General features: G+C 63.2%; 17 protein-coding genes. 6 read left to right on the plus strand and 11 right to left on the minus strand.

The window, feature by feature from the left end:
• Positions 1-79: 79 nt before the first annotated feature.
• Complete coding sequence (gene pssA, locus C4Q27_RS28795; protein ID WP_104887787.1) at positions 80-1,408, minus strand: CDP-diacylglycerol--serine O-phosphatidyltransferase; 1,329 nt, start codon at positions 1,406-1,408, stop codon at positions 80-82.
• A gap of 181 nt (positions 1,409-1,589) precedes the next feature.
• Here pssA and C4Q27_RS28800 point away from each other — a divergent pair, with 181 nt between their 5' ends.
• Positions 1,590-2,597, plus strand: coding sequence for a GlxA family transcriptional regulator (locus C4Q27_RS28800; RefSeq protein ID WP_104887788.1), 1,008 nt, complete (start codon positions 1,590-1,592; stop codon positions 2,595-2,597).
• A gap of 258 nt (positions 2,598-2,855) precedes the next feature.
• Here C4Q27_RS28800 and C4Q27_RS28805 read toward each other — a convergent pair whose 3' ends face one another.
• From C4Q27_RS28805 to katG, 3 genes are all read right to left on the minus strand, one after another.
• Entirely contained in the window at positions 2,856-4,190 is a 1,335-nt protein-coding gene (locus C4Q27_RS28805; protein WP_064493070.1) for an MFS transporter, read from the minus strand.
• 162 nt (positions 4,191-4,352) lie between these two features.
• A complete protein-coding gene (locus C4Q27_RS28810; protein ID WP_020191657.1) occupies positions 4,353-5,564 on the minus strand; it encodes a M24 family metallopeptidase in 1,212 nt (403 codons plus the stop codon).
• A gap of 158 nt (positions 5,565-5,722) precedes the next feature.
• Entirely contained in the window at positions 5,723-7,978 is a 2,256-nt protein-coding gene (gene katG, locus C4Q27_RS28815) for a catalase/peroxidase HPI (RefSeq protein ID WP_104887789.1), read from the minus strand.
• 386 nt (positions 7,979-8,364) lie between these two features.
• Here katG and C4Q27_RS28820 point away from each other — a divergent pair, with 386 nt between their 5' ends.
• On the plus strand, positions 8,365-9,270 hold the full coding sequence (locus C4Q27_RS28820) for a LysR family transcriptional regulator (protein WP_010954508.1): 906 nt from the start codon (positions 8,365-8,367) through the stop codon (positions 9,268-9,270).
• Positions 9,271-9,329: 59 nt separating this feature from the next.
• Here the strand turns inward: C4Q27_RS28820 and C4Q27_RS28825 are convergent, their stop codons facing one another.
• Complete coding sequence (locus C4Q27_RS28825) at positions 9,330-10,208, minus strand: DMT family transporter (protein WP_010954509.1); 879 nt, start codon at positions 10,206-10,208, stop codon at positions 9,330-9,332.
• 244 nt (positions 10,209-10,452) lie between these two features.
• On the opposite strand from C4Q27_RS28825, the gene C4Q27_RS28830 reads away from it, so the two are divergent.
• A complete protein-coding gene (locus tag C4Q27_RS28830) occupies positions 10,453-11,277 on the plus strand; it encodes an aldo/keto reductase (RefSeq protein ID WP_064493068.1) in 825 nt (274 codons plus the stop codon).
• 14 nt (positions 11,278-11,291) lie between these two features.
• On the opposite strand, the gene C4Q27_RS28835 is transcribed toward C4Q27_RS28830, so the two are convergent.
• The 5 genes from C4Q27_RS28835 to C4Q27_RS28855 form a co-directional block, all read right to left on the minus strand.
• The gene (locus C4Q27_RS28835) at positions 11,292-13,391 is read right to left on the minus strand and encodes a bifunctional diguanylate cyclase/phosphodiesterase (RefSeq protein ID WP_064493067.1); all 2,100 of its coding nucleotides are present in this window, start codon (positions 13,389-13,391) and stop codon (positions 11,292-11,294) included.
• 161 nt (positions 13,392-13,552) lie between these two features.
• Positions 13,553-14,047 carry a GNAT family N-acetyltransferase gene (locus tag C4Q27_RS28840; protein ID WP_064493066.1) on the minus strand — a complete coding sequence of 165 codons (495 nt, stop codon included), beginning with the start codon at positions 14,045-14,047 and terminating at the stop codon, positions 13,553-13,555.
• A gap of 116 nt (positions 14,048-14,163) precedes the next feature.
• Positions 14,164-15,099 carry a catechol 1,2-dioxygenase gene (gene catA, locus C4Q27_RS28845; RefSeq protein WP_104887790.1) on the minus strand — a complete coding sequence of 312 codons (936 nt, stop codon included), beginning with the start codon at positions 15,097-15,099 and terminating at the stop codon, positions 14,164-14,166.
• A gap of 43 nt (positions 15,100-15,142) precedes the next feature.
• Positions 15,143-15,433 (minus strand): muconolactone Delta-isomerase, encoded by a 291-nt coding sequence (gene catC / locus C4Q27_RS28850; protein WP_010954550.1) that lies wholly within the window; start codon positions 15,431-15,433, stop codon positions 15,143-15,145.
• Between the two features lie 21 nt (positions 15,434-15,454).
• Entirely contained in the window at positions 15,455-16,576 is a 1,122-nt protein-coding gene (locus C4Q27_RS28855) for a muconate cycloisomerase family protein (protein ID WP_104887791.1), read from the minus strand.
• A gap of 135 nt (positions 16,577-16,711) precedes the next feature.
• Between C4Q27_RS28855 and catR the strand changes: the two genes are divergently transcribed.
• From catR to C4Q27_RS28875, 3 genes are all read left to right on the plus strand, one after another.
• Positions 16,712-17,584 carry an HTH-type transcriptional regulator CatR gene (gene catR, locus C4Q27_RS28860; protein WP_064493065.1) on the plus strand — a complete coding sequence of 291 codons (873 nt, stop codon included), beginning with the start codon at positions 16,712-16,714 and terminating at the stop codon, positions 17,582-17,584.
• A gap of 246 nt (positions 17,585-17,830) precedes the next feature.
• The gene (locus C4Q27_RS28870) at positions 17,831-18,598 is read left to right on the plus strand and encodes an SDR family NAD(P)-dependent oxidoreductase (RefSeq protein WP_012051983.1); all 768 of its coding nucleotides are present in this window, start codon (positions 17,831-17,833) and stop codon (positions 18,596-18,598) included.
• A 28-nt stretch (positions 18,599-18,626) separates the two neighbouring features.
• Positions 18,627-19,898, plus strand: a complete 1,272-nt coding sequence (locus C4Q27_RS28875) for a D-arabinono-1,4-lactone oxidase (RefSeq protein WP_017148266.1) — start codon at positions 18,627-18,629, stop codon at positions 19,896-19,898.
• Positions 19,899-19,944: 46 nt separating this feature from the next.
• On the opposite strand, the gene C4Q27_RS28880 is transcribed toward C4Q27_RS28875, so the two are convergent.
• Positions 19,945-20,742, minus strand: coding sequence for a helix-turn-helix transcriptional regulator (locus C4Q27_RS28880; protein WP_064493064.1), 798 nt, complete (start codon positions 20,740-20,742; stop codon positions 19,945-19,947).
• Between the last annotated feature and the right edge of the window lie 78 nt (positions 20,743-20,820).

Below are 20,820 nucleotides of genomic sequence, written 5' to 3' on the forward strand. Positions count from 1 at the left end.
TCATAATGACATCAATGCGCAGTGCGTACCACTCTGGCCCTTCGCTGGCTTGCCGGCGACAGGGCCATTGCAGGCGACGTCAGAGCACCCGTTTGATCAACGGTTCCAGCCGGCTATAGCGCAGCCGACGCAGAAACTTGCGCACTTGCTTGGGATGTTCGGCCTTCGCCCCCAGCGCCTCTGCCGAGCCGATTCTCGGCGCAAAGCGCCGCAGCTCGCTCAACTCCGCTTCCCGTGGCGCCAGCCATTGACCCTGCGGGTCGTCGATCAGCAGGCCGTTCTCCAGGTCCAGGTTGAACCCGCGCGGGTTGAGGTTGTTGCCGGTCAGCAGCGAATAACGCTGGTCGATCCAAACGCCCTTGGCATGGAAGGTATGCCCGGGATCGTTCCAGATGCGTACTTGCAGCTGGCCAGTGGCAATCGCAGCGTGGCGGCGGCGGGCGAAGGCGCGCAGGTTGTCCTCGTACAGATAGGGCAATGCACCACTGGCACTGAACGGTTCGCCAGGGGCGATGTAGAAGTCGTTGGCGGTGCGGTCACCGACAATCAGCTCCACCCCAACCCCCCGCGCCAGGGCATGGTCAAGTTCGCGCATCACGACCTGCGGCGGGTTGAAATACGGCGTACTGATGATGATCTGCGTGCGCGCCACTGCCAGCAATGCGCACAGCGCCCGGTTCAGCGGATTGCCACGGCCCACACCCAGCAGCGGGATCACCTGCAGGCCCTGCCCCGTCACGCTGGCCGGTACCTCGTAGGCCATGCGCCGCAGCCGTGCGCGCAAACGCCGAATGTCACCGCGCAAGCTGCGGGTAGAAGGTGGCGCCGGCAGGTCGAGGCGCGGTGTGGCGGTATGGTGCAGCAAACGCTGAACCAGGCCGACCATGGCATCAGCCAGTGCCGGTGACTGGAACAGGTGGTAGCGATCCAGGCGATAGCGGTCGAAACGATGCAGGTAGACGTTGTTCAGACTGGCGCCGGTGTAGATCACGCAATCGTCGATGATGCTGCCTTTGAGGTGCAGCACCCCGAACAGTTCGCGGGTCTGCACTGGCACGCCATGGATCGCGATGTCCAGCCCGCGCAACTGGCGCTGGGCCTGATACCAGGCGGCATTGCCCGGCTGACGCCCGGCCCCCAGCAGCCCGCGCCTGGCGCGGAACCAGTCGACCACGATGGTGATCTCCAGGCCTGGCCGCGCGGCCTTGGCCTGGTACAAGGCATCCAGGACTTCCTGGCCGGCCTCGTCCTCCTGCAGGTACAGCGCGACGATAACGATGCGCCGAGTCGCCGTACGGATGCGCTCGAACAGGCAGGCGCGGTAAGCCCTGGCATCGGGCAGCACCTGGATCGCTTCGGGGGCCATGGCATAGCCTGGCAAGCCCGCCAGCATGGTTTCGGGGTTCACTGACGCTCACCTTCTCTGTGCAATCACTGTCGGCCCTGCCAGCCGGCGGGGCCATTCCTGGCCGCTGCATCGGGGGTGTATGATCGACCCGGCAACGACCCATAACAACAAGAACCACGCGAGGCTCTGCTTTCTCACTGCCCCTGACCAACCAGGCCTCAGCTTGCACAGGAACAGCGCAATGGTCCACCCCGCTTCTGCAAACCTATCGCCGTCTAGTGTAAAGAATTGTTCGGCAAAGACCTTTGGCTTCCTGATTTTGCCCAATTTCACCACCATCGGCCTTGCGTCGGCGGTGGAGACCCTGCGCATGGCCAACCTGGCCGCGCGCAAGCCACTGTATCGCAGTGTGCTGATCGCCGCAGACGACGCGCCGGTGGTGGCCAGCAACGGCATGCGCGTACTGCCCGACTACAACATCACCAACGCCCCCACGCTGGATGCCTTGCTGGTGGTCGGCGCCAACCCGATCGACCGAAGCCGTAGCAACCGCCCATTGATCGACTGGTTGCGCCAACTGGCCCGCCAGCGCTTGCCACTGGGCGGTATCTGCACCGGTAGCTACCTGCTGGCCAAGGCCGAATTGCTCAAGGGTTACCGCTGCACCATCCACTGGGAAGACCTGCCGACGTTGCAGGCGCACTTCCCCGGTATCGTGATCTCCAGCCAGCTGTTCGAACTGGACCGCGACCGTTACACCTGCTCAGGCGGCGTGGCGGCCATGGACATGATGCTGCAACTGGTGGCCCGGGACACGGGCGGCCAGGACATCGCGGCCAAGGCCGCCGAGCTGTTGCTGTGCGACCGCGTGCGCGGTGAGCGTGAGCGCCAGCGTGTACCGCTGCGCACCCTGCTCGGCAGCGCTCAGCCCAAACTGAGCCAGGTGGTGGCGATCATGGAGGCCAATCTGGAGGAACCGCTGGGGCTGGAGGAACTGGCCAGCCTCAACGACGTGACCGTGCGCCAATTGGAGCGGCTGTTCCACAAGTACCTGCAGCGCACGCCCAGCCAGTATTACCTGGAGCTGCGGCTGTCGCGGGCGCGGGAGTTACTGCTGCGCAGCGACGTGCAAGTGCGTGAGGTGGCGCTGGCCTGCGGCTTCAGTTCGCCTGCGCATTTCTCCAAGAGTTATAGCCGGTTCTTCGGGCTGTCGCCTTTAGGGGAGCGGCGGCAGGCCTCTCTCCACTGACTTGGGTCAGGTATTGGCATTGCTGGCCTCTTCGCGGGCAAGCCCGCTCCTACACGCGCATCGGTGGTCCGCCACAGGCCGTTGTAGGAGCGGGTTCACCCGCGAAAGGGCCGGGCCTGCTGGCCAATCTCCACCCGCCGCTCACCGTTGCCGCCGCCACCGTATTCGCGGGTAAACCCGCTCCTACACGCACATCGGTGGTCCGCCACAGGCCGTTGTAGGAGCGGGCTTGCCCGCGAAGAGGCCAGTGCAGGTCAACTAATCTTCAAGGGCCGCGTGCGCCGTCTCCCGACACATCAGCATGGCCACCAGCGCCACCAGTGCTGCCGCCAGCAAGTATCCTGCCGGGGCCAGCTTGCTGCCCGTCACCTGAATCAGCCAGGTGGCAATGAACGGCGCAGTCCCGCCAAACAGCGCATTGGCCACATTGAAGCTCAAGGCAAACCCGCTGAAGCGCACCCGGGTCGGAAAGATTTCGGCCAGCAGGCACGGCAAGGTCCCGTCGTTCATCGCCAGCATCGCACCGAAAAGGATCTGGATGGCCAGAATCACCAGCAGAGGCTGGCCGTCCAGCAGGCGAAACAACGGCACGGTCAACCCCAGGAACAACAGCGAGGCCACCACCAGCATGGTCTTGCGACCAAACTGGTCGGACAGCCGCCCCATCAGGAAGATCAAGCCGATATAGGTGGCCAGCGACACCGTCGAGGCGATGAACGAATCCCGCTCGCTCATGCCCATTTCACTGGACAGGTAGGTCGGCATGTAACTGAGCAACAGGTAGAACGCAACCGCATTCAGGCAGGTGACACCCATGCCGATCGCCAGACTGCGCCGGTGCTGGCCCAGCAGTTCGCGCAGCGGCGTCGTGGCCATGCCGGCCTTGGTTTCCAGGCGCTGCTCCATCTCCAGGAACTTGGGCGTGTCCTGCAGGCTCATGCGGATATAGCGCCCTACCAGGCCGAACGGCGCCGCCAGCAGGAACGGCAGGCGCCAGCCCCACTCATGCAGGGCTTCACTGCTGAGCAGCTCATGCAGCACCGCGACGAACGCCGCACCGAACAACAACCCCGCCGCCGTGCTGGCCGGCACGATGCTGGTGTACAAGCCACGCCGCCCAGGCGGCGCGTACTCGGCCAGGAACGCAGCGGCCCCGGCGTACTCACCCGAGGCGGAAAACCCCTGTACCAGGCGGATCAGCAACAGCAAGGCCGGTGCCCACAGCCCGATCTGCGCATAGCCTGGCAACAAGCCGATGCAGAAGGTGGATACCGACATGATCAGGATCGACCACGAGAGCGCGTTTCGCCGACCGTGTCGATCGCCGAAATGGCCCCAGACGATGCCACCCAGCGGGCGCACCAGGAACGACAGGGCGAATACCGCAAAGGTGGCCAGCAAACCGGTGGTCTTGTCAGTTTGCGGGAAGAAGGTGGCGGCGATGATGGTGGCCAGATAGCCGTAGGCGGCGTAGTCGAACCACTCGACGAAGTTGCCCATGAAGCTGGCCCGGGCGGCCTTGCGCAGCGCCTGGCGTTCGGCGTTGTGTGCGGGGCCGGTGATGGCGGATGGGTCTAGGGTGGTGCTGGACATGACGGGTACCCTCTGGTTCTTTTAATTGGAGGCAGGGTCTGGTGGTCATACGGGGATCTTGTTGTTGTCTGGGCCAGCCTTTTCGCGGGAAAACCCGCGCCTACGACAACGGTGAAATCCCCGTAGGAGCGGGCTTGCCCGCGAAGCAGCCGACGCCGATGCTTATTTGCGAATGATGTTGTGCTCCGGCCCATACGGGAACTTGGTGATGTTCTCGGCGCCGCTGTCGTTGACGATCAGGATGTCATGCTCGCGATAACCGCCCGCCCCCGGCCGCCCTTCAGGCAGCATGATCATCGGCTCGATCGACACCACCATGCCCGGTTCCAGTACGGTATCGATGTCCTCGCGCAGCTCCAGCCCCGCCTCGCGGCCGTAGTAATGGCTGAGCGTGCCGAACGAATGGCCATAGCCGAAGGTGCGGTACTGCAGCAGGTCGTGGCGCAGGAAGATCTCGTTCAGTTCGCGGGCGATATCGCTGCAGCGCATGCCTGGGCGCACCAGTTGCAGCCCGGCTTCGTGCACTTCGACGTTGGCCTGCCACAGGCGCAGGTACTCGTCCGGGCAGTGGTCAAGGAACAGGGTGCGCTCCAGCGCGGTGTAATAACCGGCGATCATGGGGAAACAGTTGAGGCTGAGGATCTCGCCCTTGCCCACACGGCGGCTGGTGACCGGGTTGTGTGCGCCATCGGTGTTGAGCCCGGACTGGAACCAGGTCCAGGTGTCCATCAGCTCGGCGTCCGGGAAGCGTTTGGCAATTTCGCGCACCATCGCCTGGGTGGCATGCAGTGCCACCTCGTACTCGGGCACCTGCTCACGCAGGGCCTCGACCACTGCCGCTCCGCCGATGTCGGCCACCTGTGCACCGTGACGGATAAGCGCCTGCTCCTCGGCCGACTTGATCATGCGCATACGCATGCACGGCGCAGCGATGTCCACCAGCTCGGCCTTGGGGTAGCAGGCGGCGAATTTGCCGTGGTTCTGCAGGTTCAGGTGGTCGTACTCCACGCCGATGCGCGAGGCCAGCGGCAACGCCTGCTGGATGGCGACGAAATAGTTGTCGCGCTGCCAGTCGGTGTAGACGATGTTGTCAGTGCCCACCGTGCGCCGCCAGGGTTGCCCGCCGTCGATATTGGCGCTGATCGAGACCACCTTGTCCTGGGTGATCACCAGCGCATAAGGGCGGCCGAACGAGCAGTAGAGGAAATCGCTGTAATAGTTGACGTTGTGATACGAGGTGAAGATTGCCGCCTCGATGTCCTGCTCGGCCATATAGGCCCGCAGCCGGGCGTGGCGAGCAGCGTATTCCTGAGCGGAGAAGGTTGGTTGTACCTTGTCGCCATTGCGGATTTTCAGGGTCTTGGGCATTTGCATGGTCGGGGTTCCTTGTCGTTGTGAGCACGCTGTTCAGGCCGGCCGCCTGAGAAGCATTGCAACAGAACCGACGAGGACACTTTTGTATCTATCCGACCTGGAATTGGCGGGATGACCACTGGCCAAGGGGGCGCTGAGCGCCCCCCCGCCAGGCAACGCTATTTCAGATCAAAGCGGTCCAGCTCCATGACCTTCTGCCAGGCGGCCACAAAGTCCCGGACAAACTTGTCACCGCCATCACTGCTGGCATACACCTCGCTCAACGCCCGCAACTGGGCATGCGAACCGAACACCAGATCGACCCGGCTACCGCTCCACTTCACCTGCCCGGTCTTGCGGTCGCGGCCTTCAAAGGTTTCGTTGTCCGCCGAGGTCGGTTTCCACTCCACGCTCATATCCAGCAAGTTGCGGAAGAAGTCGTTGCTCAGCGTCCCCGGCTTGTCGGTGAACACGCCGAGTTTGCTACCACCATGGTTGGCACCGAGCACCCGCAGGCCACCGATCAGCACGGTCAGCTCTGGCGCGGTCAAGGTCAGCAACTGCGCCTTGTCCAGCAACAGTTTCTCGGCCTTGACGCTGTAGCGTGCCTTGGTGAAGTTGCGGAAGCCATCGGCCAGCGGTTCCAGCACGGCGAACGACTCGACGTCGGTCTGCTCCTGGGACGCATCGACTCGGCCCGGACGGAACCCTACGCTGCCGCTGTAGCCCGCATCCTTGGCAGCTTTTTCGACTGCCGCGGTACCGGCCAGCACGATCAGGTCAGCCAGGGAAACCTTCTTGCCGCTGCTGTTGAACTCGCCCTGGATCTTCTCCAATGCCGCCAGCACCTTGTCCACGCCCTGGTTTGCAGCCCAGTCCTTCTGTGGCGCCAAGCGCAAACGCGCGCCGTTGGCACCACCGCGCTTGTCGGAGCCGCGGAAGGTCGACGCGGATGCCCAGGCGGTGGAGACCAGTTCGCCCACGCTCAAACCCGAGGCCAGGATCCTGGCCTTGAGGGTCGCGATGTCTTGCTCGCTGATCGTGGATGGGTCAGCTTTGGGCAACGGGTCTTGCCACAGCAACTCTTCATTGGGCATTTCCGGGCCCAGATAGCGCGCCAGCGGGCCCATGTCGCGGTGGATCAGCTTGTACCATGCACGGGCGAACGCATCCGCCAACTGGTCAGGGTTGTCTTTGAAACGGCGGGCGATCGGCTCGTAGATGGGGTCGAAGCGCAATGCCAGGTCGGAGGTCAACATCGACGGTGCATGCCTTTTACCGGGATCGTGTGCATCGGGCACCATGCCTGCGCCTTTGCCGTCTTTCGGCCGCCACTGGTGCGCGCCGGCCGGGCTTTTGGTCAACTCCCACTCAAAGTCGAACAGGTTATTCAGGTACTCGTTGCTCCACCGGGTCGGGGTGGAGGTCCAGGTCACTTCCAGGCCACTGGTGATGGTATCCCCGCCTTTGCCGGAGCCAAACGTGTTGTGCCAGCCCAGGCCCTGCATCTCCAGGCCTGCCGCTTCCGGCTCGGGGCCGACGTTGTCGGCGGGGCCGGCACCATGGGTCTTGCCGAACGCGTGGCCACCGGCGATCAAGGCCACGGTTTCTTCATCGTTCATGGCCATGCGGCCAAAGGTTTCACGGATGTCCTTGCCCGAGGCCACGGGGTCGGGGTTACCTTCCGGGCCTTCCGGGTTCACGTAGATCAGGCCCATCTGCACGGCGGCCAGCGGGTTTTCCAGGTTACGCTCGGCCGACAGGTCGCGATTCTGTTCTTCACCATGCTTGGCCGGCTCGGCCACCAGGTCACCCTGCCCCGGCGGCTGCGCCTTGACCTGATCCTTGCCGTAACGGGTATCGCCGCCCAGCCAGACCTTTTCCGACCCCCAGTACACGTCTTCGTCCGGCTCCCACACATCGGCACGCCCGCCGGAGAAGCCGAAGGTCTTGAAGCCCATGGATTCGAGGGCAACATTACCGGTGAGTACGATCAGGTCGGCCCAGGAAATCTTGTTGCCGTACTTCTGCTTGATCGGCCACAGCAGGCGCCGGGCCTTGTCCAGGCTGACGTTGTCCGGCCAGCTGTTGAGCGGGGCGAAGCGTTGCTGGCCAGAGCCCGCACCACCGCGGCCATCACCAATGCGGTAGGTGCCGGCGCTATGCCAGGCCATGCGGATGAACAGCGGGCCGTAGTGGCCGAAGTCGGCCGGCCACCAATCCTGCGAGTCGGTCATCAAGGCGGTGAGGTCTTTCTTCAGGGCCTGAAAGTCGAGGCTCTTGAACGCCTTGGCATAGTCGAAGTCCGGGTCGGGGCTGGACTTGGAGGAATGCTGGTGAAGAATTCTCAGGTTGAGCTGGTCAGGCCACCAGTCACGGTTGGTGGTGCCGCCACCTGCGGTTTGATGGAACGGGCATTTCGATTCGTTCGACATCTGCGGGTACCTTTGGGTCGGTTATCCAGATTTCCGGTCTATGCCAGTGTTCTTTCAGCCGAGCGGGTGGGCTCGTACTACCCCTCATCAGGTGTACACGGGGCTTGCGAAGCTGTCACGGCGGGGGGGCACGGTCTTGCACGCAGGTGCTGACGCGCTGCCCTGTCGCGGAATTCGCGGGGCCACGAGAAAGACTAGCCGAGCTTGGGCAGAGGTCTAATAGAGTGGCTGTTGGAGCCTGATAGGCTGGCTCTGTCAAGCGCAGGCCTGTATCGGCCTCATCGCGGTCAAGCCCGCGATGAGGCCGGCACATCCATACAAGGCACAAGGCCCCGCGCCATGCTTCAATACACAGCCATACCCTTTGCCCAGGACGCCGAGCCCTCATGAACCGCAACGACCTGCGCCGCGTCGACATGAACCTGCTGGTGCTGTTCGAAGCCCTGATGATCGAACGCAACCTGACCCGCGTGGGTGAAAAGCTGTTTATCACCCAATCCACCGTCAGCGCCGCCCTCGCCCGCCTGCGCGAGCTGTTCGACGACCCGCTGCTGATCCGCAGCGGCCGGGCCATGGAACCCACCCCACGGGCCATGCAGATCTTTGCTGAACTGGGCCCGGCCATGGACGTGATTTCCGCTGCCATCAGCCGCGCCCGCGAGTTCGACCCGGCCAACAGCTGCAACGTGTTCCGCCTGGGCCTTTCTGACGATGCCGAGTTCGGCCTGTTTCCGGCCCTGCTGCAGGCCCTGCGTGAAGAAGCCCCCGCCATTAGCGTGGTAGTGCGGCGGGCCAATTTCCTGCTGATGCCGGGCCTTCTGGCCAGCGGCGAGATCTCGGTAGGTGTGAGCTATACCACCGACCTGCCGGCCACCGCCAAACGCCGCAAACTGCGCGACATCGGTGTACGGGTGCTGCGCGCCGACGACCGCCCGGGGCCGCTGACCCTCGACGAATACTGCGCCCGCCCGCATGTGATGGTGTCGTTCTCCGGTGACATGAGCGGCAACATCGACCTCGACCTGGCACGCATCGGGCGTTGCCGCAAGGTGGTGCTGGCGGTGCCGCAGTTCGGTAGCCTGCGCGCCCTGCTGCGCAACACCGAGCTGATCGCCACGGTGCCGGACTATGCCGCTTGTGCCCTCGCCGACGACGGCAGCCTGCGCGCCGACCCGGCGCCGTTCGACATCACCGAGGCCGAGCTGTCGATGGTCTGGAGCGGCGCCCAGGACAACGACCCCGCCGAGCGCTGGCTGCGCGACCGCATCCTGCAGTTCATGGCCAGGCAGTGATGCCCTCTTCGCAGCACAACGCTGCGCCTATCGGTCGTACAGCCTGAAGCACGCGGCTGCTATTTGCCGCGCTGCATCCAGGCTGCGCCAAGCCCACTGAGGCAGATCACCAAAATCCCCACCAGGCTCAGGGTATCCGGCACCTGGCTGTACACCACGAAGCCAAGCAACCCGGCAAACACAATCTGGCAATAGCTGAACGGCGCCAGCAACGCCGGCGCTGCATGGCGGAAGGCCTGGGTCAACAGCAGGTGCGCAGTCATGCCAAAGCCGCCCAGTGCCAGCATCAACAGGGCGTGGTCCCAGCGCGGCACCTCCCAGAAGAACGGCACCAGCGCACTCATTGCCAAGGTGTTGCACAACCCCGCATAGAAGTTGCTGGTGGTCGGGCTGTCATGCGCCGCCAGAATGCGCGTCAGCAACTGATAGAAGCAGAAGCCCAATGCCGAACCGAACGGATACAGAATGGCCGGGGTAAACATCGCCCCGCCAGGGTGCACCACCACCAGCACGCCGATAAAGCCCATCACCACCGCCACCCACTGCCCCACTGTCACTCGCTCTTTGAGCAGCGGCGCCGACAGCGCGGTGACCAGCACCGGGGCAAGGAAGTTGACGGCCGTGGCCTCGGCCAGTGGCAGGTATTGCAAGCCGGTCGTGAACAGCAGGCTGGTGCTCAGCAGGCTCAGGGCCCGCAAGGTCTGCAATACCGGCCGGCGGGTGCGCAATACGTTGAGCCCAGACTTGGGCAGGAAGATGCCGGCCATCAGCAACGTGTGCACCACATAACGCGCCCACACCACCATGACTATCGGGTACAGGCCACCCAGGAATTTGGACAAGGCATCGTGGCTGGCGAACAGGAACGTCGCCACCACCACCAACGCGATGCCGCGCAGGGGTTGGTTGACGCCGGACAGCGGTGTGCTGGAACTCATGGCTCTCTCGATGACGGCGGGGCAACATGCCTCGCCCAAGGAAGGCCGCGCAGGCATTGCCTGGCGGATGTAACAGCTGGGATTCTAGAAGAGATGGCGCAGAATAAGGAAGTTCATTTGCCGCTTGCCCCGGCCAAGTGCAATTTCTGTTCGCTGATCGACCACTTTCCACCTTCTCTGCATGGCCCGTACACGGTTGATCGCCGACCATCGACCGACCATGCACACCCTACAAGGAATTTACATGCAAAGGCTCAGCACCCGCACCGGCCTGGACCTGCCCGCCATCGGCCTGGGCACCTGGCCAATGACCGGCAGTGAATGCACCCAGGCCGTGCGCCAGGCACTGGACGTGGGTTACCGGCACATCGATACCGCCACCGCCTACGAAAACGAAGCGGCCGTTGGCCAGGCGCTGCGCGACAGCGACGTGCCACGCGAGCAGATCCACCTGACCACCAAGGTCTGGTGGGACCGCCTGGAGCCCAACGCCATGCGTCAGTCGCTTGAAGACAGCCTGCGCGCGCTGGGTACCGAACAGGTCGACCTGTTCCACATCCACTGGCCAGGCAAAGACTGGGACCTGGCCCGCAGCATCGACACCTTGGTAGCCCTGCGTGACGAAGGCAAGGCGCGCCACATTGGCGTGGCCAACTTCCCGTTGGGGTTACTGCGCCAGGTGGTGGAAACCCTGGGCGCGCCGTTGTCGGCAATTCAGGTGGAATACCATGTTCTGCTCAGCCAGCAACCGCTACTCGACTTCGCCCGCAGCCATGATTTGTTGCTCACCGCCTATACCCCGCTGGCACGCGGCCAGGCAGCGGCGCAGCCGGTGATCCAGGCGATCGCCCGCAAGCATGGCGTGCTGCCCAGCCAGGTGGCGCTGAAATGGCTGCTGGACCAGGACGGCGTGGCGGCGATCCCCAAAGCCAGCAGCCGCGAAAACCAGCTGGCCAACCTGGCCGCGTTGACCGTGCAGCTGGATGACGAAGACCGCGCAGCCATTTCCGGGCTGCCGAAAGACCAGCGCGTGGTTAGCCCGCCGTTTGCCCCGGACTGGAACAGCTGAGGCCGCCGCGCAAGTCATTGTTCTTGGGTGATGACCTGCTTCAACCGCTCGCTCGCCGGTGCCGGCCGCCCGTAAAAGTAGCCCTGGAAGTGCGAACAGCCTTCCGCCGCGAGCCGGCGCATCTGCTCCTCCGACTCCACGCCTTCGGCCGTGGTCTTGATCATCAGGCTGTTGGACAGCTCGGTAATGGCGCGAATGATCGACATGGCCTCGCGGCTGTCGCACATGTCATGCACGAACGACTTGTCGATCTTGATCCGGTCGAACGGGAACGAACGCAGGTAGCCCAACGATGAGTAGCCAGTACCAAAGTCATCCAGTGAAATGGACACGCCCAGGTCTTTCAGTGCGCGCAAGGTGCGCACGTTTTCCTCGCTGTTGCCCAGCAGTACCGACTCGGTAATTTCCAGCTCCAGCCGCTGCGCCGGCAGGCCCGAGTCGGCCAGCGCGAGGGCGACGGTATGCACCAGATCGCCGTTCTTGAACTGCACCGCCGACAGGTTGACCGACACCGTCTGCTCACTGTCCCAACTGGCCGCCTCCTGGCAGGCCAGGTTCAGCGCACGGTTGCCCAGCTCGTGGATCAACCCGGTTTCTTCGGCAATGGGGATGAAGTCCATCGGCATGACCATGCCACGGGTCGGGTGTTCCCAGCGCAGCAGCGCCTCATAACCGGTAACGCTGCTGGTCTGATGATCGACTACCGGCTGGTAGTGCAACTGCAACTGCCCCAGGTGCAGCGCTGTGCGCAGGTCGGTTTCCACCAGGCGGCGCTGGCGGGCGGCAACGTCCAGTTCGACATCGAAGCATTCATAACGATTACGGCCGTTACGCTTGGCCTGGTACAGCGCCATGTCGGCGTAGCCCAGCAGTTGCTCTGCCTGGTCATGGTCATCAGGCGCGATGGCGATGCCGATGCTCACCCCCACCGCGAACTGATGCCCTTCGATCCGGAACGGCGGGCTGATGGCCTTGATCAGGCGCTGCGCGGTATTGCACGCGGCATCCCGCCCCTCCAGGCCCGTCAGCACCACGGCGAACTCGTCGCCACCCAGGCGGGCCAAGGTGTCGTGCTCACGCAGTTCGCGGCGCAGACGCTTGCCCAACTCGCGTAGCAGCTTGTCACCAAAGGCATGGCCAAGGGAGTCGTTGATGTTCTTGAAGTTGTCCAGGTCCAGGCACAGGGCAGCGGTCAGCTTGGTGTTTTCGCTGCCGCGCAACAGGGCCTGGCGCAGCCGTTCGTGGAACAGCGTACGGTTGGGCAACCCGGTGAGCGCGTCATGGTGCGCCATGTGGTGGATCTGCGCATGGGCGGCCAGCTCTTCGGTGGCGTCTTCAGCCACGAACAACACGTAATCGGCCTGCCCTTCGCGGTTTTGACTGAGCAGGGTTCGGCTACGCAGTGTGCGTGGGCCGCGGGCGGTATCGACGCGGGTTTCGGCGGCGTGCCCCTTGGTACTGCGGGCACCCCGCACGAATTGCTGCTCCAGATAGTCACCGGCAGCCGGTGCCAGGCATTCCCTGGGCAACTGGCCGATCATGCTGTGCTGAGGCCCGCCAAACAGGCGTTCGGCCTGCTGATTGGCCAACAGGATGCGCTGGCTTTCCAGGTCCTGGACGATGACGCTCGCGGGAATGTTGGCAATGACCGAATCGAGAAACTGCGACAGCTTGGCCATTTCCTGGCTGTACTGCTCGGCCAGCTCTTTGGCCTGCAGCAATTCGAGCTCCTGACGGTGGCGTTCGGAAATGTCGCGGGTGACCTTGGCGAAACCCACCAGTTGCCCGGCATCGTCGTACACCGCTTCGATGACCACATGGGCGTGGAAGGCCGTGCCGTCCTTGCGCAGGCGTGCACCCGTTTCTTCAAAGCGTCCGGTGCTGCGCGCCTGCTCCAGGTTGAATGCCGGCAACCCGGCTGCGCGCTCGGCATCGGTGTAGAACAGCGAGTAGTGCTGGCCGACGATTTCCTCGGCACGGTACCCCTTGGCGCGCTGGGCGCCGGGGTTCCAGTTGGCGACGATACCTTCAGGGGTGAGCAGGTAGATGGCATAGTCCACCACGCTCTGGATCAACAGCCGGTACATGATGTCGGGGTTTGCTGCGAGCGACATGAACTTTACCTGAACCTTCGAAGCGCATGAAAAGGGACCCCGGCAAGCGGCGGCCGGGTCTTGGAAATCGATGGTGGCATTATGCCGCTCGCGAGCATTTTGTGAAGCACATCACAAAAATGGCGCTATCCCTTATCTGGACGAACGAAAGCACCCCGCCCTCAATGGCGGGTGCCGGTCACCAGGAAGTTGAGCAAGTCCGGCTCATCCCCCAGGGCGATAGCCTGCGCCGGCCGCGGCAGGCTCGCCAGCACGGCATTGCAGAAAGCCACGGCGGGCAGATCCTGTGCGTAGCAACGCAGCAGCCAGTCACCCTCGCCCCCCAGCAACTGCAACGCCACCGCTTGGCCGATGCCCTGGCGACGGTACTTCTTCAAGATGAACAGGTCGGCAAGTTCCTGCGCATCAATGCCAGGCAGTTCGCTGCGCTCGACCAGGACGAAGCCGGCGATGAAGCCGTCCACCAGCACCAGATACGCGCCCCAGCCATCGTCCTGCCAGTAGCGTTGCAGGTGCTCCTCGTGGATGTAGAAACGGCCGTCCGCCTCGACGTCTTCCTGTTCCCAGTCGGAGGACTCGTAGCAATAGAACTGGTAGAGATTGCGGATCAGCGACACCTGGTCGATGGTGGTTGGCAGCAGCGCGATGGGGAGCATGGTGTGGGGGCCTGAACAAAAAGACGATTCTAGATCACCCGCCCCTGGCGACAAAAAGCCCGAGGCCTCCCCGCACGGAAAGCCCCAGGCAAAATCACAGTAACATAACCTCGAACTCAGCCCTCCTGCAACGCCCGCGGCCGATGGCTTCGCGCCTCGGCGTCAGGCGACTTGGCACCCTGCAAGCGGAAGTCGAATGACAGCTCGGCAAAGCGCTCGCCTTGCACGCCGCGGTCGCGCGCCGCCGCCGCATCCTCGACAAAACGCAGTTCGCCGATCAGCCCGTCGCGGGTGGCATAGGCAAAGTCGTCCCACAGGTACTTGTCGCCCGCAAAGTTGATCTGCGTGGTCAGGTGGCGGTGCCCCGGTGCCGAGATGAAGAAGTGCACGTGCGCCGGGCGCTGGCCGTGGCGGCCGAGCAGGTCCAGGCATTCCTGGGTTGGGCCCTGCGGGTCGCAGCCATACCCGGACGGCACGATCGAGCGCGCGCGGTAGCGGCCCTCGGCATCGGTGATGATACGCCGACGCAGGTTGAACTCGGACTGGGTCGAATCGAAGTACGAATAGGTGCCCTGGGTATTGGCGTGCCACAGGTCGACGGTGGCACCGGCCAACGGCTTGCCGTCGGCATCGAACACCTGGCCCTGAAGGAACATCACCACGCCTGGGTCAGTGCCGTCGTCCATGCGCGCTTCGCCCTGGGCCAGCGGCGCCCCGGCAACGTACAACGGGCCTTCGATGGTGCGCGGGGTGCCGCCGCCAAGGCCGGCTTCGGCATCCTTGGCATCCTGCAGCAGGTCGAGGAAGTGCTCGATACCCAGGCCAGCAGCCAGCAGGCCTGCCTCGTTACGGCCGCCCAGGCGGTTGAGGTAGTCGACGGCGTGCCAGAACTCGTCCTCGGTAATCTCCAGGTCTTCGACCAGGCGAGCGGTGTCTTGCAGCACACGCAGAATGATCTGCTTGAAGCGCGGGTTTCCTTCGGCATGGTCCAGGCCAGCCACCCGGTTGAAGAAGGCTTGAATATCGGCAGTGTGGGAAATTTTCACGGTCATCGTGCTTACCTCGTATTGTTCTTGTCAGGCATACAGGTGCGAATCAGCGATCGTCGCTGTGAATAGACGAGGGATGCCGACACAGGCCGTCGACCTCAATATCCATGTACGGGAACAGCGGCAGCTGCATCAGCGTGTCATGCAATGCCTCGACGCTGGGCACATCGAACACGCTGTAGTTGGCGTAATGCCCGGCAATGCGCCACAGGTGACGCCAGATGCCTTCGCGCTGCAGGCGCTGGGCCAGTTCCTTTTCGTCGGCCTTGAGCTGGGCGGCCTTGGCCGGGTCCATGTCGACCGGCAACTTCACGGTCATCTTCACGTGGAACAACATGATTATCTCCTTGCTTGCTGATCAGCGACGGGCGAAACGCGCCAGGCGCTGTTCGTCCAACGTCAGGCCCAGGCCTGGGGTGTGGGGGATGTGCAGCTGGAAGTCGCGGTATTGCGGCGGCTCGTTGACGATCTCCTCGGTCAGCAGCAGCGGCCCGAACAGCTCGGTACCCCAGGTGAGCTGGCGCAGGGTGAGGAATGCATGGGCCGAAGCCAGGGTGCCGATCGAACCTTCGAGCATGGTGCCGCCGTACAAGGCGATGCCAGCGGCCTCGGCGATCTGTGCAGTGCGCAGCACCGCGCGCGGGCCACCATTCTTGGCGATTTTCAGGGCGAAGATGCTGGCGGCGCCGTCGGCGGCCAGGCTGAAGGCGTCCTCGACGCTTTCGATCGACTCATCGGCCATGATTGGTGCCGGGCTGCGCTGGTTCAGGCGCACCTGGCCAGCGCGGTTGATGCGCGAAATCGGCTGCTCGATCAGGTCGATGCCGTTGTCGCCCAATACCTGGCAGGCGCGGAGGGCCTGGGACTCGTCCCAGTACTGGTTGACGTCGACCCGCACGCTGGCGCTGTCACCCAACTCGCGCTTGATCGCGACCACGTGCTTGAGGTCCTGCGCCACCGGGTTGGCGCCGATTTTCAGCTTGAACACGCGGTGCCGGCGAATGTCCAGCATGTGCTGGGCTTCTGCGATGTCGCGGGCGGTGTCGCCGCTGGCCAGGGTCCAGGCCACTTCCAGGCTGTCACGCACGCGGCCACCCAGCAGTTCGCTGACCGGCAGGCCCAGGCGTTTGCCCTGGGCGTCGAGCAAGGCGCTTTCGATGCCGGACTTGGCGAAGGTGTTGCCCTTGGCCAGCTTGTCCAGCTTGAGCATGGCGGCATTGATGTTGTCTGCCGGCAGGCCAATCAACGCCGGGGCGAGGTACGCGTCGATGTTGGCCTTGATCCCTTCGGGGCTTTCGTAGCCATACGCCAGGCCACCGATGGTGGTGGCTTCACCGATGCCTTCCACGCCATCGCTGCAGCGCAGTCGCAATACCACCAGGGTCTGCTGCTGCATGGTGTGCATCGCCAGCTTGTGCGGGCGAATGGTCGGGAGATCGACGATAATTGCATCTATGTGTTCAATCAGCACGCTTGTCATTGTTGCCAGGTCCCGTCAGGTCGGGCTTTCAGTTGCAGGCCCGAGTGATGCGTTTACTTGATTGCTGAAGGATTGCGCGAGACCCTGACGACCGTCCAATATCAAATGAATCTCCCACCATACCCTGGAGGTCTGATGGAGCTGCGCCACCTGCGTTACTTCAAAGTCTTGGCCGAGACCCTGAACTTCACCCGCGCCGCCGAGCTGCTGCACATCGCCCAGCCACCCCTGAGCCGGCAGATCAGCCAGCTGGAGGACCAGCTCGGCACCCTGCTGGTGGTGCGCGAACGTCCGCTGCGGCTGACCGAAGCCGGCCGCTTCTTCTACGAGCAGACCTGCACCGTGCTGCAGCAGTTGCAGAACATCAGCGACAACACCCGCCGCATCGGCGAGGGCCAGCGCCAGTGGCTGGGCATCGGCTTTGCGCCCTCTACCCTGTACACCGTGCTGCCGGAGCTGATCCGCGAACTGCGCCAGGACAGCGAGCTGGAACTGGGCCTGAACGAAATGACCACCTTGCAACAGGTGGAGGCGCTGAAAAGCGGGCGTATCGACATTGGCTTCGGGCGCATTCGCATCGACGACCCGGTGATTCACCAGCAGGTGCTGTGCGAGGACCCGCTGGTGGCCGTGCTGCCCAAGGGCCACCCCCTGGCGGGCAGCCCGCTCAGTCTGGCCCAGCTGGCTGGCGAAGCGTTCATCCTCTACCCGGCCAATCCCCGGCCCAGCTATGCCGACCACGTGCTGGCGCTGTTCGCCCACCACGGCATGAGCATTCGTGTCAGCCAGTGGGCCAACGAACTGCAGACCGCCATCGGCCTGGTAGCGGTTGGCGTCGGTGTGACCCTGGTACCGGCATCGGTACAGCAGCAGCACCGTCCCGACATCGAGTATGTCGGCCTGCTTGATAGCGGCGCCGTCAGCCCCATCATCCTCAGCCGGCGCAAGGGTGATGTAAGCCCGATCGTGAAGCGGTGCCTGGCGTTGATCGAGCAACAGGCAATATGAACACACCATGCACCTTGTGGGGAGCGGGCGCGCCGGCGAATACGGGCAAAGCCCGTGCTATGCACCGGTTCTCCTGCTTCGCGGGCAGGCCCCACAGGGACTCTATAGCCCTGCCCCATTGCCTATGCGTGCCCCGTATACCCATCGGTATATGGATGTTCCCGATGATCTGTTTCATGCTCCGGCACGCGAATCGCGAAACGCCCGGGCTCAAGACAGTCAATCAAAAATCATCGGGAGTCGAACATGGCTGGACGTCTTAACGGCAAGGTGGCGCTGATCACTGGCGGTGCGGGTGGCTGCGGGCTAGCCGCATCGGAGCTGTTCGCGGCAGAAGGGGCAAGGGTAGGCATTGTCGACCTGCCCGGCAGCAAGGGCGCCGAAGTTGCAAGGCGATTGCGTGATGCAGGTTACCAGGCCATCTTCGCCGCCGCCGATGTCTCGGACGCACAACAAGTGAAGGCCGCGGTGGCGGCCGTAGAAGAGGCCTTCGGCCACATCACCGTGCTGATGAACCACGCGGGCATCCTGTCGGCCATGCCCTTCCTGGAAACCAGTGAAGAAGAATGGGACCGGATCATGGCCGTGAACGTGAAGAGCATGTTCCTGGTCACCGGCGCGGTGTTGCCGGGCATGCTCGCGGCCGGCGGCGGCAGTATCGTCTGCACTTCATCCATCTCGGCAGTGGTGGGCACGCCGATGGAGGTGCTGTATTGCACCAGCAAGGGTGCCACCCATATGTTCGCCCGGGCTATCGCTGTGGAGTTTCGCGACCGAGGCATTCGCGCCAATGCCATCTGCCCGGGCTTCATCGCCACCGCCCACGGCCTGCGCGAGATCGATATGTTGCGCAAACATGGCGTGGACGTCAGCGAACAGGCCATCGCTGCCGCCCAGGGGCGCTTGTGCCAACCCTCGGAAGTCGCCAGCGCAGCCTTGTTCCTGGCCAGTGACGACGCCAGTTTCGTAAACGGTGCGCACCTGTTTGCCGACAATGGCTACACCGCCCTCTGATTACAAGAACAACCGGCAGGAGAACGATGTGAGCACCTCTTCCAACAACATGCATATCAACGAATTCGGCCTTGAACACGCGCACTGGCGCAACTGGGCCGGTAACCAGTCCTGCATCCGTACAGCACGCGGGGCACCGGCCAGCGAGGACGAACTGTGCTCAATGGTCAGCCAGGCCAGCAGCAATGGCATGAACGTGCGCGTGGCCGGCTCGGGGCATTCCTTCACCCCAGTGGCACTGACCAATGGCCTGCACCTGACCCTGGCCAACATGAGCGGCGTACGCCATATCGACCACGAGAGGAAGCGCGTCACCGCTGCCGCAGGCACCACCATCAATGCCTTGGGCAAGACATTGCGTGCCGCCGGGTTATCAATGGTCAACCAGGGCGACATCGACAGCCAGTCGATTGCAGGCGCATTGACTACCGGTACCCACGGCACCGGTCTGACCCTCGGCAACCTGGCCTCGTCGATTGTCGGCATGAAGCTGGTGCAACCCAATGGCGAAATACTCGTGGTCGACGAAAGCACCCCTGACCTGCTACAAGCGGGTCGGGTGTCGCTGGGCGTACTGGGCATTGTTTCCGAACTGACCTTGCAGGTGACCGACAGCTTCAACCTGCACGAGCGCATCTGGCGCGAAGACTTCGAAAGCGTGATGGAAAAGCACGACGAACTGGCACGCAAACACCGCCACTTCAGCTTCTTCTGGTGCCCCTACGAGCAAAGCCGGCATTGCTATTGCCTACCCGATACCGCCGCCACCTCTACAAGCGGGCGCACCACCGATGTCTGCGAAGTGAAGGTCATGGACATCACCGGCCACCCGATCTGGGAAAGCGAGTTCGAGAAAGTGGCCTACAGCTCGGATGTGTACCCGATCGAGTACCTGCCCAACTTTCACGAGCTGGAATACGCTGTGCCGTTGCGCCACAGCAAGGAAGCGTTGCGGGCCGTGCGCAAGCTGATGCTGGAGGACTTCCCCAAGGCCATCTACCCCATCGAGTACCGCTTTACTGCCGGTGACGGGGCGTGGATGAGCCCATTCTTCGAGCAGGACAGCGTGACCATTTCGGTGTCCGGCCAGCCGGGTACCGACTACTGGGACTATCTGCGGGCGGTGGATCAGATCCTACGTTCCTATGGCGCCAGACCGCACTGGGGCAAGCTGCATTTCCTGACGGGTGAAGATGTGAGTGCAATATACCCGCGTGCCGAGGACTTCCGTAAGCTGCGCCGCCAGCTCGATCCGCAAGGGATCTACCTCAGCGAGCACCTGAGTCCGCTGTTCAGGTGACCTGTACCTGATACACCAAGGGGCTGCTTTGCAGCCCCTTGCTGTATCAGCCCTTGGCCAGATAATCGATAAACAGGCGAAACAGTTCGGCGTTGGATGAAATTTCCAGGCGCTGATAGATGTTGTGCTTGTGCACCTTTACCGTCCCATCGGAAATATTCAGCTGCCGCGCAATCGACGCATTGCTGTGCCCCTGTAACAACAACTTGGCGATAAGGCGCTGGGTTTCAGTCAGTTGCCCTTGCAAGATCTCTACGAAGGCGTCCTCCAGCACCACCCCCTCTGGTGCTGCGCGCAGGATATCAGCGTAACGCAATCGACAGTGCTGACCAAAAACCGAAGCCAGCAGCGGCGACATTGCAGCCAACAGGTCCATTTCTCCTGCACCGAAATCCCCGCTGCCGTGGTTGCGCATCAGCGAATAGACGATCGCCAACCGGGGCCGAAGGGGAATGATGAAGCCCACCTCATCCACCGCCGTCCCATAGTCGGACGACACGCAGGGGTGGATGTCCTTGGAAATGGCAAACCCTGAAGAGAAGAAGCAGTCAGGTGCCAGTTCGCTCATGCGCCATAGCCCGGCTGGGTGCTCGTTGACGCAAGCAACGTAGAACGGGTCAAGCAGGTAGCCGCCGCGCACGTAGGCGTTCAACGTACGCTCCGTGACCGTACGGTTGTACCCGTTATGCACCAGCAGTGCTGGTTGATTGAACTGGAACAGGTAGGCGCAACTCATGTCGAACGTCAGCTTGCTGCGCAGCCACGCATCCAGCGCCGGTCCCAGCTGTTCGCTGCCGATCGCCTCGATCACCGCTGCCAACTCGTTTGCCTCATCTTTTGTCATTGTTCACCACACGCTCATGCACCGAAGGCCTGCATGACCTTACCGCCTTGATCGGTTAAAAACACAAAATCCGGAGCG

The organism is Pseudomonas sp. SWI36 (assembly GCF_002948105.1).
GTDB classification, from domain to species: domain Bacteria; phylum Pseudomonadota; class Gammaproteobacteria; order Pseudomonadales; family Pseudomonadaceae; genus Aquipseudomonas; species Aquipseudomonas alloputida.

What these genes read in the sequence shown, in the direction of transcription:
- C4Q27_RS28800 (WP_104887788.1), top strand. Translation starts at nt 1,590, where the DNA reads ATGGTCCACCCCGCTTCTGCAAACCTATCGCCGTCTAGTGTAAAGAAT.
- C4Q27_RS28805 (WP_064493070.1), bottom strand. Translation starts at nt 4,190, where the DNA reads ATGTCCAGCACCACCCTAGACCCATCCGCCATCACCGGCCCCGCACAC.
- C4Q27_RS28810 (WP_020191657.1), bottom strand. Translation starts at nt 5,564, where the DNA reads ATGCAAATGCCCAAGACCCTGAAAATCCGCAATGGCGACAAGGTACAA.
- katG (WP_104887789.1), bottom strand. Translation starts at nt 7,978, where the DNA reads ATGTCGAACGAATCGAAATGCCCGTTCCATCAAACCGCAGGTGGCGGC.
- C4Q27_RS28820 (WP_010954508.1), top strand. Translation starts at nt 8,365, where the DNA reads ATGAACCGCAACGACCTGCGCCGCGTCGACATGAACCTGCTGGTGCTG.
- C4Q27_RS28825 (WP_010954509.1), bottom strand. Translation starts at nt 10,208, where the DNA reads ATGAGTTCCAGCACACCGCTGTCCGGCGTCAACCAACCCCTGCGCGGC.
- C4Q27_RS28830 (WP_064493068.1), top strand. Translation starts at nt 10,453, where the DNA reads ATGCAAAGGCTCAGCACCCGCACCGGCCTGGACCTGCCCGCCATCGGC.
- C4Q27_RS28835 (WP_064493067.1), bottom strand. Translation starts at nt 13,391, where the DNA reads ATGTCGCTCGCAGCAAACCCCGACATCATGTACCGGCTGTTGATCCAG.
- C4Q27_RS28840 (WP_064493066.1), bottom strand. Translation starts at nt 14,047, where the DNA reads ATGCTCCCCATCGCGCTGCTGCCAACCACCATCGACCAGGTGTCGCTG.
- catA (WP_104887790.1), bottom strand. Translation starts at nt 15,099, where the DNA reads ATGACCGTGAAAATTTCCCACACTGCCGATATTCAAGCCTTCTTCAAC.
- catC (WP_010954550.1), bottom strand. Translation starts at nt 15,433, where the DNA reads ATGTTGTTCCACGTGAAGATGACCGTGAAGTTGCCGGTCGACATGGAC.
- C4Q27_RS28855 (WP_104887791.1), bottom strand. Translation starts at nt 16,576, where the DNA reads ATGACAAGCGTGCTGATTGAACACATAGATGCAATTATCGTCGATCTC.
- catR (WP_064493065.1), top strand. Translation starts at nt 16,712, where the DNA reads ATGGAGCTGCGCCACCTGCGTTACTTCAAAGTCTTGGCCGAGACCCTG.
- C4Q27_RS28870 (WP_012051983.1), top strand. Translation starts at nt 17,831, where the DNA reads ATGGCTGGACGTCTTAACGGCAAGGTGGCGCTGATCACTGGCGGTGCG.
- C4Q27_RS28880 (WP_064493064.1), bottom strand. Translation starts at nt 20,742, where the DNA reads ATGACAAAAGATGAGGCAAACGAGTTGGCAGCGGTGATCGAGGCGATC.